This window comes from Oryzihumus sp., from assembly GCF_036391795.1.
Lineage (GTDB): Bacteria > Actinomycetota > Actinomycetes > Actinomycetales > Dermatophilaceae > Oryzihumus.
In genome coordinates, this window is sequence record NZ_DASVZH010000284.1 from 12531 (window position 1) to 27512 (window position 14982).

The 14982-nt window shown below is 71.9% G+C and carries 12 protein-coding genes; 9 read left to right on the forward strand and 3 right to left on the reverse strand.

The annotated features are described in order from the left end of the window. The first annotated feature begins 57 nt into the window (after positions 1 to 57). From VF825_RS17550 to rplI, 6 genes are all read left to right on the forward strand, one after another. Positions 58 to 2265, forward strand: a complete 2208-nt coding sequence (locus VF825_RS17550) for a transglycosylase domain-containing protein (RefSeq protein ID WP_331115762.1) — start codon at positions 58 to 60, stop codon at positions 2263 to 2265. Positions 2266 to 2399: 134 nt separating this feature from the next. Further along, complete coding sequence (locus VF825_RS17555; protein ID WP_331115764.1) at positions 2400 to 3821, forward strand: hypothetical protein; 1422 nt, start codon at positions 2400 to 2402, stop codon at positions 3819 to 3821. 183 nt (positions 3822 to 4004) lie between these two features. Beyond that, positions 4005 to 4292 carry a 30S ribosomal protein S6 gene (gene rpsF / locus VF825_RS17560; RefSeq protein ID WP_141790566.1) on the forward strand — a complete coding sequence of 96 codons (288 nt, stop codon included), beginning with the start codon at positions 4005 to 4007 and terminating at the stop codon, positions 4290 to 4292. Positions 4293 to 4310: 18 nt separating this feature from the next. Beyond that, entirely contained in the window at positions 4311 to 4865 is a 555-nt protein-coding gene (locus VF825_RS17565) for a single-stranded DNA-binding protein (protein WP_331115767.1), read from the forward strand. Between the two features lie 265 nt (positions 4866 to 5130). Beyond that, on the forward strand, positions 5131 to 5367 hold the full coding sequence (gene rpsR / locus VF825_RS17570; RefSeq protein WP_013494395.1) for a 30S ribosomal protein S18: 237 nt from the start codon (positions 5131 to 5133) through the stop codon (positions 5365 to 5367). Positions 5368 to 5402: 35 nt separating this feature from the next. After that, positions 5403 to 5849 carry a 50S ribosomal protein L9 gene (gene rplI / locus VF825_RS17575; RefSeq protein WP_331115777.1) on the forward strand — a complete coding sequence of 149 codons (447 nt, stop codon included), beginning with the start codon at positions 5403 to 5405 and terminating at the stop codon, positions 5847 to 5849. Positions 5850 to 5972: 123 nt separating this feature from the next. Here the strand turns inward: rplI and VF825_RS17580 are convergent, their stop codons facing one another. Next, on the reverse strand, positions 5973 to 9011 hold the full coding sequence (locus tag VF825_RS17580; protein ID WP_331115779.1) for a sensor domain-containing protein: 3039 nt from the start codon (positions 9009 to 9011) through the stop codon (positions 5973 to 5975). 201 nt (positions 9012 to 9212) lie between these two features. On the opposite strand from VF825_RS17580, the gene VF825_RS17585 reads away from it, so the two are divergent. Next, the gene (locus tag VF825_RS17585; protein WP_331115782.1) at positions 9213 to 10715 is read left to right on the forward strand and encodes a CoA-acylating methylmalonate-semialdehyde dehydrogenase; all 1503 of its coding nucleotides are present in this window, start codon (positions 9213 to 9215) and stop codon (positions 10713 to 10715) included. Between the two features lie 81 nt (positions 10716 to 10796). On the opposite strand, the gene VF825_RS17590 is transcribed toward VF825_RS17585, so the two are convergent. After that, positions 10797 to 12167 carry an MATE family efflux transporter gene (locus VF825_RS17590; protein WP_331115784.1) on the reverse strand — a complete coding sequence of 457 codons (1371 nt, stop codon included), beginning with the start codon at positions 12165 to 12167 and terminating at the stop codon, positions 10797 to 10799. A 50-nt stretch (positions 12168 to 12217) separates the two neighbouring features. Between VF825_RS17590 and VF825_RS17595 the strand changes: the two genes are divergently transcribed. Beyond that, positions 12218 to 12874 carry a uridine kinase gene (locus VF825_RS17595; RefSeq protein WP_331115786.1) on the forward strand — a complete coding sequence of 219 codons (657 nt, stop codon included), beginning with the start codon at positions 12218 to 12220 and terminating at the stop codon, positions 12872 to 12874. Here the strand turns inward: VF825_RS17595 and VF825_RS17600 are convergent. Further along, the gene (locus VF825_RS17600) at positions 12861 to 13586 is read right to left on the reverse strand and encodes a DNA alkylation repair protein (RefSeq protein WP_331115788.1); all 726 of its coding nucleotides are present in this window, start codon (positions 13584 to 13586) and stop codon (positions 12861 to 12863) included. The two genes, VF825_RS17595 and VF825_RS17600, sit on opposite strands and share 14 nt — an antisense overlap. 329 nt (positions 13587 to 13915) lie before the next feature. Between VF825_RS17600 and VF825_RS17605 the strand changes: the two genes are divergently transcribed. Then, a partial coding sequence (locus VF825_RS17605; RefSeq protein ID WP_331115790.1) for a DnaB-like helicase C-terminal domain-containing protein occupies positions 13916 to 14982 on the forward strand: 1067 nt, incomplete at its 3' end.

Sequence of the window (14982 nt, forward strand, 5' to 3'; positions counted from 1 at the left end):
AGACCCGTCGGCATACTGACCGGCAGCCACGCCCGCTCGTTCAACGGAAGAAGACACGTGAGCGCACAGACCCGAGCAAGTAACGCCGGCCGACGCCGCGCGCAGCCGCCGACGAAGCAGCAGGGCGGCTGGCGCCGGTTCTTCACGTGGAAGCGGGTGCTGCTGACGCTGGCGGCCTGCGGGGTGCTCGGCGTGGCCGGCTTCGCCGTCGCCTACGCCACCACCCCGATCCCGAACCCCAACGAGCTGGCCACCTCGCAGGCCTCGGTCATCTACTACGCCGACGGCAAGACCGAGCTCGCGCGGATCAGCCAGATCAACCGCGAGTCGGTGCCGCTGAGCAAGGTGCCGCTGCACGTGCAGCGCGCGCTCCTCGCGGCGGAGGACCGCAACTTCTACAACGAGAGCGGGGTGTCGCCGACCGGCATCGGGCGTGCGGTGCTGGTGGCGCTCAAGGGCGGCCCGACCCAGGGCGGGTCGACGATCACCCAGCAGTACGTCAAGAACTACTTCCTGAACCAGGACCAGACGGTCACGCGCAAGTACAAGGAGCTGATGATCTCGATCAAGATCGATCAGTCCCAGAGCAAGAACCAGATCCTGGAGAGCTACCTCAACACCATCTACTTCGGCCGGGGTGCCTACGGCATCCAGACCGCGTCGAAGGCCTACTTCGGCAAGGACGTCTCGCAGCTGACCGTCGCGCAGGGCGCCCTGCTGGCCTCCGTCATCAACGGCCCGTCGCTGTACGACCCGGCGAACGGCCCGAGGGCGCTCGAGGCCGCGAAGAACCGCGTGCAGTACGTCCTGGACGGCATGAAGAAGGAAGGGTGGATCACCCAGGAGCAGTTCGACCAGGCGAAGTTCCCGAAGGTCCAGGACCCGAAGAACCGCCAGAAGGCCAGCAACGGCGCCCTGGGCTACATCACCAACGCGGTCAAGGACGAGCTCAAGAGCCGGCTCAAGCTGACCGACGCCGACATCGACCGGGGCGGCTACAAGGTCGTCACCACCATCGACAAGCGGGCCGAGGACTCGGCGATCAGCGCCGTCAACGACAACCTGCCCGGGTCGGGCTCGGCCGAGGCGTCCAAGCTCCTGCACGCCGGCCTGGTCGCGATCAAGCCCGGTGACGGCGCGATCGTGGCGATGTACGGCGGCCGGGACTACAACAAGGTCCAGTTCAACTCCGCCACCGACGCCCACCTGCAGGCGGGTTCGACCTTCAAGGCCTTCGGCCTGCTCGCCGCGCTGCAGAAGGGCATCAGCACCAAGACCCGCTTCGACGGGCACAGCCCGCAGGACTTCCCGGAGTTCAAGGGCCAGAACGGCTCGACCGGCAGCGAGGTCGACGCCAACGGCACCATCCGCAACTTCGGTGACGAGCAGTTCGGCAACATCGACCTGCGGACGGCCACGGCGCACTCGGTCAACACCGTCTTCGCGGCGCTGAACGTCAAGGTCACTCCGCAGTCGACGATGGAGGCGGCGATCGCCGCCGGCGTCCCGCAGAGCACCCCCGGCCTGAGCCCCAACTACGCCAACATCCTCGGCTCGGCCTCACCTCGCGTCATCGACATGGCCAACGCCTACGCGACGATCGCCGCCCAGGGCACCCGCGCCAAGCCGTACCTCATCAAGTCGGTGACCTCGGCCGGCGGCAGCATCGACTACAAGGCGAACAAGGACGTGCGGGCGGCCTTCGACAAGGGCGTCACGGCGGACGCGACCGAGGCGATGACCCACGTCGTCACGGAGGGCACCGCCCAACACGCCCAGGAGCTGGGCCGGCCGGCTGCCGGCAAGACCGGTACGACGACCAAGAACAAGGCGGTCTGGTTCGACGGGTTCACCCCGCAGCTTGCCGCGGCGGTCGGCATCTACCAGGGCGACGGCACCGGCAGCATCAAGGTCGACGGCTTCGGCGAGGTCACCGGTGGCACCTACCCGGTGAAGATCTGGACGGCCTTCATGGAGGGCGCACTCAGGGGCGACCCGGTCCAGGACTTCCCGCCGCGCGCCGGCATCGGTGACAACCAGGTCGCTCCGCCCACGCCGACGACCACGACGACGAGCTCGACGAGCACCACGTCCACGACGAGCACCACCACGGCGCCGCCGTCGACCAGCACCACGACCAAGACCAAGGGTCCGAAGAACACCTTCACCGTGCCCTTCCCGGGCGGCAGCACGACGACGACCTCGACCTCGTCGCCGACGACCTCGGGCGCCGGCAAGCACGGCACACCGGCGCCGACGCCGTAGCGGCTCCGACCCCGACGGGGCGCCTCCTGCACCAGGCAGGGGGCGCCCCGTCGCCGTTCCCCGACCTGGTGCGCGGCACGGCATGCCGGAGGGACACCGGCCGCGGGCCAGCCTGAGCCCGTAGTCTGCGCGGCATGCGCCCGAGCCCCTCGCCCGACCAGACCGTGGCGCCGACGCGGGAGGACCCGGTGGCGGCGGCGGCCAGCCAGGTCGCCGGAGGCCCGCTGGGCCGGCATGCCGCGATCGGGCGCCGCTCGCGCGACGGCTGGCAGGCTGCCGCGGCCGTGCTCAGCGGCCTCGCCTCGGTGATGGTCGCCCTGGCCGTGGCCCAGCGGGCGCACTGTGTGCGGACCGGCTGGAGCACCCCCGACCAGTTCTGGCACGCGTGCTACTCCGACCTGCCGCTGGTCTTCCAGACCTCGGGGCTGTCGACCGGCACGCTGCCCTACCTCCAGAACGGGGCCGGGTCGCTGGACCAGCCGGTCGGCAGCGGCCTGGCCATGTGGGTCATGGCGCTGCTCGTGCCCGGCGGCCCGGTGAGCACCCGTCAGCAGTGGTACTTCGGCCTGTGGGCCGTCCTCGTCGCCGTGCTGCTCGTGCTGCTCGTCATCGTGACCGCAGCGACGGTGCGCCGGCACCCGTGGAAGGCCGCCCACGTCGCGCTCTCGCCGGTCATCGTCACCGCCTCCCTGGTCTCGGTCGACCTGCTCGGCGTCGTGCTGACCTCGGTGGGGCTGTGGGCCTGGGGCCGGCGCCGGCTGCCGCTGGCCGGGGTGGTGCTCGGCCTCGCGGTGGCGACGCGCACCTACCCCCTGGTCATCGTGGCCGCGATCGGCCTGGTCGCGGTGCGCGGTGGCCGGCTGCGGCAGTGGGGCGTCCTCGCCGGCGTGACCCTGGCGACCTGGCTGCTGGTGTCCCTGCCCTGGCTCCTGGTCAACGCCGACGGGTTCCTGTCCACCTACCGGCGCTGGTGGGGCGCCGGTGCCGGCTACGGCTCGCTGTGGCTGGTGCCGCAGCTGTACGACCACGACCTGCCGGTGGGGGCCGTGACGGTCCTGGCGCTGATGGGCTGGGTCGCCGCGCTGGTCGCCGGCGCCGTCCTTGCCCTGGCCACCCAGCGCCGGCCCGCGGTGGCCGAGGTCGCCCTGCTGATGCTGGCGATCGTCGTGGTGACCGGCAAGTCCGTGCCCGTTCAGGCGTGCCTGTGGCTGCTGCCGCTCATCGCCCTCGTCGGCGTGCGCTGGCGCGACCACCTGATCTGGGCCGGCACCGAGGTCGTCTACTCCGTCGCGGTCTGGCTCTACCTCGCCGGCCTCAGCGTGAAGGACCGCGGCCTGCCCTCCGGGCCGTATGCCGGGCTGCTCCTCGCGCGGCTGCTGGCCCTGGGATGGCTGGTCGCCCAGGTGGTGCGCGTGGCGCGGGCCCGGTGGGCCCTGCCCGAGGACGAGCTCGGGGAGACCGAGGCCGCAGAGCGGCAGCGGCTGGAGGGGGAGGTCGACGAGCTGGCGGGCCCGATCGCCGGCGCGGAGGACCGGGTGCTGGTGCGCTTCGGGTGACCCGCACGGGACACGCCGTCGCTGATTTCTTCCCGGCCGCGACGTGCGGGTACCCTCGTGAAGTTCGCCGCGGCATACCCACTGTCAGTGACCACTGGCAGAGTGCGCCGTGGTGGGACGCTGCAACCCTCCTGTCACGGAAAGACCGTGACCGCTCTAGACCAAAGGAGGTGGGTTAACAGCATGCGTCAGTACGAGCTCATGATCATCCTCGACCCCGAACTCGAGGAGCGCACGATCCAGCCGAGCCTCGACAAGTTCCTCACCGTCGTCACCAAGGACGGCGGCACCGTGGACAACGTCGACATCTGGGGTCGTCGCCGGATGGCCTACGACATCAAGAAGAAGTCCGAGGGCATCTACGCGGTCGTCAACATGACCGCCGAGCCGGCCACCGCCAAGGAGCTGGACCGCCAGCTCAACCTGAACGAGTCTGTCCTCCGGACCAAGCTCCTGCGCCCCGGCGCCTGAGAAACAGGGGATCAACACATGGCTGGCGACACCGTCATCACGGTCATCGGCAACATCACCAACGACCCGGAGCTGCGGTTCACGCCGTCCGGTGCGGCGGTGGCGAACTTCACCGTTGCGTCGACGCCGCGCGCGTTCGACCGTCAGAGCAACGAGTGGAAGGACGGCGAGACGCTGTTCATGCGCTGCTCGGTGTGGCGTGACGCGGCGGAGAACGTCGCCGAGTCGCTCCAGCGTGGCACCCGCGTGATCGTGTCCGGCCGACTGAAGTCTCGTTCCTACGAGACCAAGGAAGGCGAGAAGCGCACGGTCGTGGAGATGGAGGTCGACGAGGTCGGCCCCTCGCTGCGCTACGCGACGGCCAAGGTCAACCGCACCCAGCGCGGTGGTGGCGGCGGCTTCGGCGGCAACCAGGGCGGGGGCAACTCCGGCTTCGGTGGCGGCCAGAGCGCGCCGAGCGACGACCCGTGGGCCACCGGCCCGTCCGCGGGCCCGTCCGCGGGCGCGCCCCAGGGCGCCCCGCAGGGTGGCGGCTGGGGCTCCGGCCCGTCCTACGACGAGCCGCCCTTCTGATTCAACAAGCAAGGTTCCGGGCTGGAAGGTCAGCCCGGAACCTGACGTGCGGCGGCTTCCCTGTGCCTGCAGGAAACGTCGATCCGGAGAACTGAAAAGAGCACAGGGCACATCCCTTGGGAGGTGGGCCCCGTGATCGAGGTGAGACGGCTTCCTTGTGCCTGTGAAGCCGGCCGAACCGCCAGGTGCGATGAGAGTCGCAACTGAAACGAAACGCTATCCCGGAGCACACACTCCGGGCTCTCACAGAATGGAGAGCACCACGATGGCCAAGCCCGTAGTGCGCAAGCCCAAGAAGAAGGCCAACCCGCTCAAGGCGGCGAAGGTCGAGAACATCGACTACAAGGACACTGCGCTGCTGCGCAAGTTCATCTCCGACCGCGGCAAGATCCGCGCTCGTCGGGTGACCGGTGTGTCCGTCCAGGAGCAGCGCCTCATCGCCACGGCCGTGAAGAACGCCCGTGAGATGGCCCTGCTGCCCTACTCCAGCTCGGCTCGCTGAGCTAGCTCACTGAGTCGTCGCGAAGGAGACAACCCATGAAGCTCATCCTCACCCAGGAGGTGTCGGGTCTCGGCACCGCCGGTGACGTCGTCGAGGTCAAGGACGGCTACGCCCGCAACTTCCTGTTCCCCCGCGGTCTGGCCACGGCCTGGACCAAGGGCGGCCAGAAGCAGGTCGACTCGATCCGCAAGGGCCGGGAGACCCGCGAGGTGAAGTCGCTCGACGAGGCCAAGGCCATCAAGGGCCAGCTCGAGGCCAAGACCGTCAAGGTCGAGGCCAAGACCGGCGCGTCGGGTCGCCTCTTCGGTGCCGTCACCCCGGCCGAGATCGCCGCGGCCGTCACGGCTGCCGGTGGCCCGGCGCTGGACCGCCGCAAGATCGAGATCGCCACGCCGATCAAGTCCACCGGGTCGCACCAGGCGCTCGTGCGCCTGCACCCGGAGGTCCAGGCCACGGTCGCGCTGACCGTCGTCGCCGGCTGACGCACGCTCCCGCTGCCTCGGCAGCAGCCGAAGGGGCCTGGTTCAACGTGGAACCAGGCCCCTTCGTCATGCCCGGCGCCGCGTCGGTGATGCCGGTCCGGACCGGGTGCCGGGACGGGCGCCTCAGGGGTGGGGTGGTACCTCGATCCCGCCGATGAGCAGGTCGCGCAGCACCGGCAGCGGCACCGGCCGGGAGAAGAGGTACCCCTGGGCGAACAGCCCGCCCAGCTCGCGCACGGCGTGCAGCTGCTCGGCGGTCTCGACGCCCTCGACGACGCAGGCCAGACCCAGGTCGCGTGCCAGGGAGTTGACGAAACGCACGATGACGGCATCACGCTCGGAGCCGGGCAGGCCACGGACGAAGGCCTGGTCGACCTTGACGAAGCTGACCGGGAACCGGCGCAGGTAGGTCAGGGAGGAGTAGCCGGTGCCGAAGTCGTCGATCCCGATGCCGACGCCGTGGTCGCGCAACGTGTTGAGCTGGGTCAGCGTGGCGTCGTTGAACTCCAGCAGCGCCGACTCGGTCAGCTCCAGGGACAGCCCGTCGGGCGCCAGCCCGGTGTCCCGGAGCACCCCAAGCACCTCGGCGGCGAGATCCGGCTGCGCGGCCTGTCGCGCCGACAGGTTCACGGTCACCGCCATCGCCCAGCCGGTCTCCCGGCGCAGCTGCGCCACCTCGGTGCAGGCTTGCCGCAGCACCCACGACCCGAGCGCCGTGATCAGGCCGGTCTCCTCGGCGACGTCGACCAGCTCGGCTGTGCGGATCAGCTCCCCGTCGTGGTCGAGCATCCTGACCAGGGCCTCCGCGCACACCACCTCGCCCAGCGTGAGGTCGACGATCGGCTGGAAGTGGACCCGAAGCCCCTCACCGGCCAGGCCGCGGCGCAGCGCCGCGGCGGTCCGTGTGCGGGACTGGCTCGTGGCGTGCAACGAGTCGTCGTAGACGTCGGCCCGGTCCTTGCCGCGCCGCTTGGCGAGGTACATGGCCGCGTCCGCCCGCCGGACCAGCTCCTCGGCGTCGAGGAAGCGGGCGCCCCCGGGCGGTGAGCTGAGCGCGATACCGATGCTCGCGGTGACCCCGAGCTCGCCACCGGCCCAGCGGATCGGGGTGGCGAGGGCCCGTTCGACCCGGGCCGCGAAATCCAGCGCCTCCGCGTGCGTGGACACGCCGCAGCAGACGATGACGAACTCGTCCCCGCCGAACCGGGCGACGAGGTCCCCGGGACGGACGGCGAGGGGGAGGCGGCGCGCGACCTCCTGCAGGACGGCGTCGCCGGTGGAGTGCCCGTGGGTGTCGTTGACGAGCTTGAAGCCGTCGAGGTCGACGAACAGCACCGCCAGGCCGTCGGTGGAGTCGACCAGGGCGCTGAGACTGCGGCCGAGGCTGCCCCGGTTGGCCAGCCCGGTGAGCGCGTCGTGCTGCGCCTGGCGGTGCAGGTCGGCCTCCGCCTGACGCCGGTCGGTGATGTCTTCGACCTGGGCCAGGGTGTAGGGCTGGCCATCCGGGAAGGTCACCCGGGTGACCGACAGCAGGCCCCACACCTCCTGTCCGCTGGAGTGCAGGTAGCGCTTCTCCACCCGGTAGACCTGACCGGTCGTGTGGTCGAGCGTGGCGCTGATCCGGGCGTTGCCGGCCACGTCGTCGGGATGGGTGAACACGTCCGAGGACCGGCCGACGATGTCCTCCTCCGGGAGTCCGAGCATCGCCGAGAACGCCGGGTTGACCGAGACGAAGTGCCCGAGGCTGTCGGACAGGGCCATGGCCACCGGGGAGCTGAGGAACATCGTGCGGAACCGCGCCTCGTGGGCAGCGCGCTCCTCGAGGGCCCGCTGCCGCTCGAGCACGCGGGACAGCTCGTGGGCGACGAGGTGCAGCGTGCCGCGGTGGTCGGCGGCCGCGCCCGCCTCCCCGGTGTCGAAGAACTCGCACACGCTCGTGACCGTGTCGCGCAGCGTGACCGGCACGACGTGCGTCGTGCGCACCCCGGCGTGCCCGAGCGCGGCCTCGAAGGCGTCGTCCGAGTCCGGGTCGACGAAGAACACGCCGGTGCCCCCGCGGTCGGTGACCCGTCCGGCGGCGTCACGCGTGACGAACGCGGACCGCACCACGGCGGGCGCCTGGTCGAGGGCGAGCATGAGCATGTCGGAGGCCGGGCCGGTCGCCACGTGCTGCACGGGTGCGGCGGGCACGAGGCGGTCGTTCCCGCTCCGGCACGGCCTCAGCAGGGCCGCCGCGAAGCCGAAGTGCTCGCACGTCGCCCGGAGCGCCTCGGTGGCGGCCGCATCGATGGTCAGCGCGTCGTTGGCGGCCGTGGCCACGGTGAGCAGCAGCCGCAGCCGGGCCGCGGCGTCCATCGACTCCCGGTGGGCACGGGCGAGCAGCTGCCGGGACCGCGCCTCCTCGGTGACGTCGCGGACCTCCATCTGCACCGCGGTCTGGCCCGCCCAGGTCACGGCGCTGGCCGTGATCTCGACGATGATCCGCCCCCCGTCGAGCCGCACCGCCTCGCGACGTGCGGCGATCTCGCTGCGCCCGGCGAGGATGTCGGCGATCATCGCGGCGGCTTCGGAGCGGTCGGGCTCGGGGATGACGTCGAGCACCGGCCGGCCCAGCAGGTCCGCCTCGGTGGCCGCCCCGAGCAGCCGCAGCGCGGCCGCGTTGGCGTAGCGGAACCGTCCCCGGACGTGCACGACGATCGCGAACGGGGAGTGCTCGACCAGGGCGCGGTAGCGCTGCTCGGTCTCGTGCAGCGAGCTGCGGGTGCGCTCCAGCTCGGTGATGTCGGTGGCGATGCCGGCCACCGCAAAGGTGTCCCCCTCGGCGTCGACGAGGGGGAAGCGCTGGGTGACGAAGGTGCGCAGCCCGCCCTCGGTGTCGGGGTAGGTCTCGTGGCTGGTCTGCACCTGCCCGGTGCGCAGCACCAGCTCGTCCTGGGCGCGGACGTGGGCGGCCTGGACCGGGGGCATGAGGTCCTCGAGCAGGGCGCCGACGACCTCCTCCACCGGGCGGGCGACCTGCGCCGCGAACGCGTCGTTGGCCAGCAGCAGCCGGCCGTCCTGCGCGCTGCGGACACTGATCACGGCGTCGGAGTGGCGCAGCAGGCCCTCGAGGCAGGCCGTGACGTCCGCGATCCCCACCTGCGCAGGGAGCGGGACGTTCACGACCACCCCTCCTGCCGCCGGCGCCGGGGAGCGGTGCACGCACCCCCTGTTGGGCGCCAAGGCTAGCCAGCGGGGCGGCCGTCACGGTCGTGGTTTGCCCAAAGATGTCCGTTCCGCTGGTGTCCTGTGCCCCTCCCCGGACCGGGCGGACCCGGCATACGCTGGCGGCACCCGCGCCCCTGAGCGAGAAGGACACCACTCGTGAGCACCCCTGCCCCCCGCATCACCCACCTCGTCGGCGGCGCCCCCTGGACGGGGGTCGCCGAGCGCACGAGCCCGGTCTACAACCCCGCCAGCGGCGAGGTCACCGGCCAGCTCGACCTCGCCTCGGCCGCCACCGTCGACGAGGTCGTCAAGATCGCCCACGACGCCAGCCGGGAGTGGGGGCAGGCCTCGCTGACCCGGCGGGCGCAGGTCCTGTTCGCGTTCCGCGAGCTGCTCAACGCCCGCAAGGAGGAGATCGCCGCACTCATCACCGCGGAGCACGGCAAGGTCCTCTCCGACGCCCTCGGCGAGGTGACGCGCGGGCTCGAGGTCGTCGAGTTCGCCTGCGGGATCCCGCACCTGCTCAAGGGCGGCTTCAGCGAGAACGTCTCGACCAGGGTCGACGTCTACTCCATGCGCCAGGCGCTCGGCGTCGTCGCGGTCATCTCGCCGTTCAACTTCCCGGCCATGGTGCCGATGTGGTTCGTCCCGATCGCCGTGGCCTGCGGCAACGCCGTCGTCATCAAGCCCTCGGAGAAGGACCCCTCGGCGGTCAACGCGGTCGCCCAGCTGTGGAAGGAGGCCGGCCTGCCCGACGGCGTGGTCAACGTCGTCCACGGGGACAAGGAGGCGGTCGACCGACTGCTGGAGCACCCCGACGTCAAGGCGGTCTCGTTCGTCGGGTCCACCCCGATCGCCAGGTACGTCTACGAGAAGGGGACCGCCTCCGGCAAGCGGGTCCAGGCCCTGGGCGGGGCCAAGAACCACATGGTGGTGCTGCCCGACGCCGACCTGGACCTCGCCGCCGACGCCGCGGTCAACGCCGGCTTCGGCTCCGCCGGGGAGCGGTGCATGGCCATCTCGGCGCTGGTCGCGGTCGAGCCCGTCGCGGACGACCTCGTCGCGCGGATCCGCGAGCGGATGGCCACCCTGCGCACCGGCGACGGCACCCGTGGATGCGACATGGGCCCGCTGGTCACCGGCGCCCACCGGGACAAGGTCGTCGGCTACGTCGAGGCGGGGGTCGAGTCGGGCGCCACGCTGGTGGTCGACGGGCGTGAGGGCGACGTCGACGGCGACGACGCAGGCTTCTGGCTGCGGCCGACCCTGTTCGACCACGTCACCCCGGACATGTCGATCTACACCGACGAGATCTTCGGCCCGGTGCTGTCCGTGGTGCGCGTGCCCTCCTACGACGCGGCGCTGGAGCTGGTCAACGCCAACCCCTACGGCAACGGCACGGCGATCTTCACCAACGACGGCGGTGCCGCCCGGCGCTACCAGAACGAGGTCGAGGTGGGCATGGTCGGCGTCAACGTGCCGATCCCGGTGCCCATGGCCTACTACTCCTTCGGCGGCTGGAAGAGCTCGCTGTTCGGCGACAGCCACGCCCACGGCACCGAGGGCGTGCACTTCTTCACCCGCGGCAAGGTGGTCACGTCACGCTGGCTCGACCCCAGCCACGGCGGGCTCAACCTGGGCTTCCCGACGCACGACTGACTTTTTGCGCCCGTTGTGGTCGCTGGAGGGCTGGTTGTCGCCCGGCGCCTCCAGCGACACCGGCGTGCGCAGTGGTCCCGGTCAGGTGCGGGAGGCGCCGGTGACCAGCCAGGCGTCGGAGCGGGCCCGCCAGCCCAGCGCCACCCCCCGCAGCACCATGAACCCGACGAACACCCACCACAGCACGGTGAGCGCCTGCGCCTGGGCGGTGACCGGGTCGGTGCCTCCGAGCAGGTCGGGTGCGGCCCGGCGGACCGCGAGCACCGCCGGCAGGTAGAGCACGAGGAGCACCACCTGGGCCCCGGCGAGCCAGCGGCCGTCGCCCGCACCGATGAGCACGCCGTCGAGGACGAACACCACCCCGGAGACGGGCTGGGACAGCGCCACGACGACCAGCGCCGCGGCCAGGGCGGCGCGCACCGCCGGGTCTGTGGTGAACAGGCCGGGGAGCACGTCGTGCACGGCCAGCACCAGCGCGCCGAGCACGACCCCTGCACCGGCACCCCAGCGCAGCATGGTCGTCGTGGCCGAACGGGCGGCGGCGACATCGGCCGCACCGAGCGCCTTGCCGGTCAGCGCCTGGGCCGCGATGGCCAGGGCGTCCAGGGCGAAGGTCAGGAAGCTCCACACCGTCGCCGACACCTGGTACGCGGCCAGGGGGACGTCCCCGAGCCCGGCCGCCACCCACGTGGTCAGCAGCAGGACCGCGCGCAGCGCGAGCGTGCGCACCAGCAGCGGCACTCCCTGCCCCGCCGCGTGAAGCACCCGCATCGGGTGCGGGCGCAGCCCCGCCCCCAGCCCGCGCGCCCGGTGGGCCACGACGAGGACCAGGCCGACCGCCATACCGGTCTGGGCGAGGACCGTGCCCAGCGCGGACCCGGCGATGCCCAGGCGCAGCCCGAGGACGAGCACCAGGTTGAGCGCCAGGTTGGCGCTGAAGCCCACCACCGAGGCCACGAGCGGGGTGCGGGTGTCCTGCAGCCCGCGCAGGACGCCCGTCACGGCGAGGACGAGGAGCATGGCCGGTATGCCGAGCGCAGACACCCGCAGGTAGGTCACCGCCTGGGCGTGCGCGGCCGGGGAGGCGCCGAAGACCGCGGCGATCGGGCCGGCGGCCAGCCCGACCACGGCGGCGGTGCCGACGCCGAGGACCAGCGCGAGCCACAGCCCGGCCACGCCGGCCTCGACGGCGGTGCGCTCCGAGCCGGCGCCGACCTGACGGGCGACGGTGCTCGTGGTGCCGTAGGCCAGGAAGACGAAGACGTTCGCCGCGGTCACCAGGGCCGCGCTGGCCACGCCGAGACCCGCCAGCGGGGCGGTGCCGAGGTGCCCGACGATCGCCGAGTCGGCCAGCAGGAACAGCGGCTCGGCGATGAGCGCGAGGAACGCCGGCACCGCCAGCCGCAGGATCTCCCGCTGCTGGCTGGTTGCGGTGCTGCTCCGGGCCGTCACGGCGGGCAGCCTAGGCCGCGGCGGGAACCGGCGTCGGTAGGGTCCGGCCCGTGACCGGACGTGACGCGGTGCTGGCGTGGGTGGCCGAGCGGGTGGAAGGGCTGCCGACCGACCGGGTGCGGCGGGTCGGGGTGGACGGGGTCGACGGGGCGGGCAAGACCGTCTTCGCCGACGAGCTGGCAGTGGTCCTCTCCGGCCGCGGGGTGCTCGTGGTCCGGGCGTCCGTGGACGGGTTCCACCACCCTGCGCAGGTGCGCCACCGCCGGGGCCGGCACTCCCCGGAGGGCTTCTTCCGGGACTCCTACGACTACGTCCGGATGCGGGAGGCGCTGCTGGACCCGGTCGCGCCCGGTGGCTCGGGGCTGGTCAGGACCGCGGTCAACGACGTGGCCACGGACACGCCGGTCGAGCTCGCACCGGTGGCGCTCGGGCCCGGGGACGTGCTGCTCGTCGACGGGATCTTCCTGCACCGCCCCGAGCTGCGCCCGTGCTGGGACTGGTCGGTGTTCCTGCAGGTCGACTTCGCGGTGTCGGTGCCCCGCGGGGCGGCCCGAGACGGGACCGACCCCGACCCGGCGGCGGACTCCCAGCAGCGCTACGTGCAGGGGCAGCGGCTCTACCTCGCCGAGTGCGCGCCGTACCGGCACGCCAGCGCGGTGATCGACAACGCCGACCTGGCCGCCCCGCGGGTGCTCAGAGGTTCTTGAGCGCCTCCCGGCGGGACAGCGGCGCCATCCGGTCGCCCCAGGCGGCCACGACCTGGCGCACCCAGTCCCCGGCCTCGGGGCCGAGGTGGGCGTGCTGGCGCAACGCCCAGCCGATCGCCTTGCGGATGAAGAACTCCCGGTCGGCCAGGTTGGGCTCGATGACGTCGACGAGCAGCCGGCGGTCGAGCTCGTCCCTGCTGGCGAGCTGGCTCAGGATCGCCGTCCGCCGCACCCACAGGTCGGGGTCCCGGGCCCACTGCCGCATCCGGTCGGCCTCGGTGTCGGGGTGGGCCCGCAGGATGTCCCCGATGCGGTGCGAGGCGATCTCGTCGACGTAGTCCCACCACGCCCCGGTCACCACCAGGTGGCGGAAAAGCGGCACGCTGGCCACCTCCCGCGCCCACGCGCGGTAGGTGCGGTGCCCGGTGAGGGCCAGTGCGGCATACCGCTCCTCCCGGTATGCCGCGTCGTCCCACAGGCAGCGCACCACGGCCTCCCACTCCGCCCGGTCGGCGAGCCGGTGGGCGGGGTCGGCGAGCAGCGGGCGCAGGGTGGCCCGCAGGACCGGTGAGGTCAGTCCGCGGAAGGGCATGGCGGACTTCATGTAGGCCTGCTGGCCGGCGGCGCGGGCGGGGTCGGCGGCCTCGGCCAGGGCCGCCCGGACGGCGCCGACCAGCGTGGTGCCGGGGCTCGTCGGGATCGGGTCGGGCATGGGCGCACCGTAGCGGCGAACTTTTTTCTGTCCACAGCCGGTGGACGGCCGTTTGTGCACGCCAGCGTGCGTGGCGGCGCAGGCTGTCCCCGGCAATTCACAGGGTTGTCCACATGGTGTGCACACTCGTCCACGGCGTGGTGCACACGTTGTCCCCAAGCTGTCCACAGGCCTGTGTTGAGGGGCTGGCACCGGCGGACCTACCGTTCTCCGCACGGGCGTTCCTGGCCGACACGACGGCCACCTTCCGGGGGAGTGTCAGACCACAGTGGTTGTCTGGTGTCACAGCCGGAGCACCCGGTGCGACCGTGTTCATCGAAGGGGACCAGGTGTCGATCGCGGAGCTGGACGTCAGCGCCTATGGCGGTTCGCCGTCCCCCGACGGCCCCGACATGGACCGCCTGCCGCCGCAGGACGTCCACGCCGAGCAGAGCGTGCTCGGCGGCATGCTGCTGTCCAAGGACGCCATCGCCGACTGCGTCGAGACGCTCAAGGGCGTCGACTTCTACCGCCCGGCCCACGAGCTGATCTACGACGCGATCCTCGACCTCTACGGCCGCGGTGAGCCGGCCGACGCGATCACCGTCTCCGACGAGCTGAGCAAGCGCGGCGACCTGCAGCGGGTCGGCGGCCAGGCCTACCTGCACCAGCTGATCCAGTCGGTGCCGACGGCGGCCAACGCCGGCTACTACGGCCAGATCGTGGCCGAGCGGGCGGTCCTGCGCCGCCTCGTCGAGGCCGGCACCCGGATCGTGCAGCTCGGCTACGCCCAGGGCGGCGGCGACGTCGAGGACATCGTCAACGCCGCGCAGGCCGAGGTCTACGCCGTCGCCGACAAGCGCGGTGGCGAGGACTACCACGTCCTCGGCGACATCCTCGAGGCGGCGGTCGACGAGATCGAGCACGCCTCGGGCAGCAGCGGCGAGATGACCGGCGTGCCCACCGGGTTCACCGACTTCGACGCCCTGACCAATGGTCTGCACCCCGGCCAGATGATCGTCGTCGCGGCGCGTCCCGCGGTCGGCAAGTCGACCTGGGCGCTGGACATCGCCCGGTCCGCGGCCATCAAGCACAAGCAGGCGACCGTCGTCTTCAGCCTGGAGATGAGCCGCACCGAGATCACCATGCGCCTGCTGTCGGCCGAGGCCGGCATCCAGCTGCAGCACATGCGCAAGGGCACCATGCGCGACGAGGACTGGACCCGCCTCGCGCGGACCATGGGCGAGGTCTCCGACGCGCCGCTGTTCATCGACGACAGCCCCAACATGTCGCTGATGGAGATCCGGGCCAAGTGCCGCCGGCTCAAGCAGCGCAACAACCTGCGCCTGGTGATCATCGACTACCTGCAGCTGATGAGCTCGGGCAAGCGCGTCGAGTCCCGCCAGCAGGAGGTCTC

Excerpts from the sequence above, each read along its gene's own strand:
- VF825_RS17555 (WP_331115764.1), top strand. The coding sequence starts at position 2,400 with ATGCGCCCGAGCCCCTCGCCCGACCAGACCGTGGCGCCGACGCGGGAG.
- rpsF (WP_141790566.1), top strand. The coding sequence starts at position 4,005 with ATGCGTCAGTACGAGCTCATGATCATCCTCGACCCCGAACTCGAGGAG.
- VF825_RS17565 (WP_331115767.1), top strand. The coding sequence starts at position 4,311 with ATGGCTGGCGACACCGTCATCACGGTCATCGGCAACATCACCAACGAC.
- rpsR (WP_013494395.1), top strand. The coding sequence starts at position 5,131 with ATGGCCAAGCCCGTAGTGCGCAAGCCCAAGAAGAAGGCCAACCCGCTC.
- rplI (WP_331115777.1), top strand. The coding sequence starts at position 5,403 with ATGAAGCTCATCCTCACCCAGGAGGTGTCGGGTCTCGGCACCGCCGGT.
- VF825_RS17600 (WP_331115788.1), bottom strand. The coding sequence starts at position 13,586 with ATGCCCGACCCGATCCCGACGAGCCCCGGCACCACGCTGGTCGGCGCC.